This is a genomic window from Stenotrophomonas sp. P5_A8 (assembly GCF_056400545.1).
Genome location: NZ_JBFULB010000410.1, coordinates 1 through 2,992 on the forward strand (window position 1 = coordinate 1; position 2,992 = coordinate 2,992).

General features: G+C 66.0%; 4 protein-coding genes. All 4 read left to right on the forward strand.

Features of this window, described 5'->3' with window-relative positions; genetic code table 11:
• Nucleotides 1-795 (forward strand): hypothetical protein (locus AC1DQP_RS18825; RefSeq protein ID WP_478052238.1); only part of this gene is annotated, 795 nt, incomplete at its 5' end.
• Nucleotides 796-830: 35 nt separating this feature from the next.
• Entirely contained in the window at nucleotides 831-1,715 is an 885-nt protein-coding gene (locus tag AC1DQP_RS18830; RefSeq protein WP_457319874.1) for a GIN domain-containing protein, read from the forward strand.
• A gap of 38 nt (nucleotides 1,716-1,753) precedes the next feature.
• Entirely contained in the window at nucleotides 1,754-2,347 is a 594-nt protein-coding gene (locus tag AC1DQP_RS18835) for a DUF2884 family protein (protein ID WP_478052239.1), read from the forward strand.
• A gap of 92 nt (nucleotides 2,348-2,439) precedes the next feature.
• On the forward strand, nucleotides 2,440-2,865 hold the full coding sequence (locus AC1DQP_RS18840) for a hypothetical protein (RefSeq protein ID WP_256774576.1): 426 nt from the start codon (nucleotides 2,440-2,442) through the stop codon (nucleotides 2,863-2,865).
• Nucleotides 2,866-2,992: the final 127 nt, after the last annotated feature.

A 2,992-nucleotide genomic window follows, 5' to 3' on the forward strand; every position in this document is an offset into this window, starting at 1 on the left:
GGCCTGCTGACCCAGAAGCTCGATGCCGAGGACCTGCACAACCTGGCCAACGGGCTGGACCTGACGCTCATCCTCAGTTCGCTGTGGCCATTCATCGTGCTGGCCTTTGTGGTGTTCTTCTACTGCCTGGGCGCGCTGTATGACGACCGCCGCGACCGCAGCATCCTGTTCTGGAAGTCGCTGCCGCTGTCGGACACCCAGACCGTGCTGTCCAAGGCGCTGAGCGCACTGCTGGTGGCGCCGTTGATCGCGGTGATCGCCTCGATCCTGACCATGTTCGGTTTCCTGCTGATCATCAGTGTGGTTGTGCTCACCCATGGCGGCGACCCGATGACCCTGATCTGGGGCCCGGCCAGTCCGTTGAGCATCGTCGCCGGCCACCTGTCCTGGATTCCGGTGTACCTGCTGTGGGCGCTGCCGAGCGTGGGCTGGCTGCTGCTGTGCTCGGCCTGGGCCAAGACCAAGCCGTTCCTGTGGGCGGTCATGCTGCCGCTGTTTGCCGGCATCATCGTCAGCACCACCCACCTGATGAGTGCGTTCGACAGCACCAGCGGCTGGTTCTGGAAGAACATCGTCGGTCGCCTGCTGCTGGGCACCCTGCCGGGCAGCGATGTGTTCTACCGCGCCGACCAGCTGCGCGCGGTGATCGGTGATCGCGACAACCTGGTCGCCGCGCTGGCCCCGTCCAACCAGCTGGCCGCCCTGAGCCTGCCCGACATCTGGATCGGTGCTGCGGTCGGCGTGGTGTTCATCATCCTCGCCATCCGCCTGCGTCGCCGCGCCGGCGAAATCTGACCGACGTTCGTTCCGACATCCTCCTGGAGTCTCACATGATCCGCACCCTCGCTGTCGCTTCCCTGTTGTTGCTGCCGCTGTCTGCCTTCGCTGCCGAGCCGCAGTGCAAGTTCAACGAACCGCGCGACCTCAAGCTCGACCTGGCCGGCGCGAAGGCGGTGGTATTCGAGGTCAACCAGCACGACCTGGTGCTTACCGCCGGGCCGGGGCCGGCCCAGCTCGCCGGTCGTGCGTGTGCCTCCAACGCCGATTGGCTGCGCGAGCTGACCGTGACCCAGCAGAAGGTGGACGGCAAGCTGATCGTGCGGCTCAAGCGCGAGGTCGGGCCCGGCTTCACGTTGAGCGGCAACAGCTATGCCTACCTGGACCTGCGCGGCAGCGTGCCGGACACCCTGCTGGTGCAGTTGAAGGTCGGCTCCGGCGATGCCAGCGTCATTGGTGCCCATTCGCTCAGCGCCGATGTCGGCTCGGGCGACATCAAGCTGCAGGACATCAAGGGCCTGGTCACCGCCGCGATCGGCTCGGGTGATGTGATCCTCGATGGCGCCGGTGCGCTCAACGTGCTGTCGGTGGGTTCGGGCGATTTCAAGGCACGCAACGTGCGCGGCAATGCGAAGGTCGGCACCATCGGTTCGGGTGACCTTGAAATGGACACCGTGCAGGGCAACGTCGAACTGGGCACCATCGGCTCCGGCGATGCCGACCTGCGCCAGGTCAAGGGCAACGTAAGCATCGGCAACGTGGGTTCGGGCGATGTGGACCTGCGCGGCGTCGGCGGCAATGTCGCGGTCGAACGCCATGGTTCGGGCGATGTCACCGTGCGCGACGTTGCCGGCGACCTCACCGTGTCGCACAGCGGCAGTGGCGACGTGCGCCACAGCGGCGTCGGCGGCCGCGTGCAGCTGCCCCGCGGCAAGTGACTGTGACTTCCCCTTACTTCATCCCAAGGAATGCGCGCATGACGACCCGACTGCTGCTGCCCGCCCTGCTGCTGTGCCTGCCGCTGGCTGCCTGCGGCAACCAGGATGCCGGCAAGGCCACTCCGGCCACCACCAAGACCGCCTCGGCCACCGCCGACACCACGGTGGGCAAGACCGTGCAGGACGCCACCGACAAGGCGCGCAAGGAAATGGCCCAAGGCAACATCAAGATTTCCAACGATCAGTCCGACAAGGCCGAGATCACCCCGCAGGGCGAGCTGCTGATCAATGGCAAGACGGTTCCCACCACCGCCAACCAGCGCGCGCTGCTGCTGGATTACCGCAAGCAGGTCGAGGCGATTGCCGGCGCCGGCATGGACATCGGCGTGGCCGGCGCCAACCTTGGCGTGAAGGCGGCCGGCGAGGCGCTCAAGGGCATTTTCTCCGGGGATACCAACGGCATCGAGGAACGCGTGAATGCCGAAACCAGCAAGATCGAGGAAAAGGCCAAGCAGCTGTGCACGCTGCTGCCGGAAATGATGAACAAGCAGCAGGCACTCGCGGCCGCGCTGCCGGCCTTCAAGCCCTATGCCACGATGGACCAGAGCGACATCGACGACTGCGGCAAGTAAGCGCCGGGGCTGCGACGTTCGGTCGCAGCCGGGTCTACACGCACGGGGGAGGACTACACTAGTCCTCCCCTTTTTGCTGTGCGCTGCCTGCCATGAAAAAGCTGTGCCTGCTGCTGTTCGCCCTGTTCTGTCTGGCCGCCACCGGCTGCGATCAGGAATACCGCAACCACCGCGCCGAGCGCAGCAAGCCGAAGATCACGGTCAGCGACGGCATGCTGACGGTGCGTCGCGCGCCGGCCCCGAACATCATCGTGCTGCCCAACGGGCACATGAAGATCGACGAGATCGAGATTCCGCTCGACGCCAGCCAGCAGGCGCTGTTGCAGGGCATGTTCGGCCAGTTGCAGGTGCTGCGTCAGAACACGCTCACCGACGCCCCGCCGGACCCGGCCAAGCGTTCGGTCAAGATCCAGGTCCCCGACGGGATGCAGCCGATTCCGCCGGACCTGGTGAAGCGGATTCCGGAGTTCAAGGATTACACCGAGACGTTCGACAACCTGCAGGCCGATCGGCACTGACGATTGGCGGATCGGCGCGGGGGTCGGCGGGTCGGGCGCTGGGCCCCCATACCCTTTCCGGCGAATGTCCTCCGGCGTCGGCCTGCGGCCGYCCCCTCCCCCTTTATTTCGCCTCCAAGGGCATGGG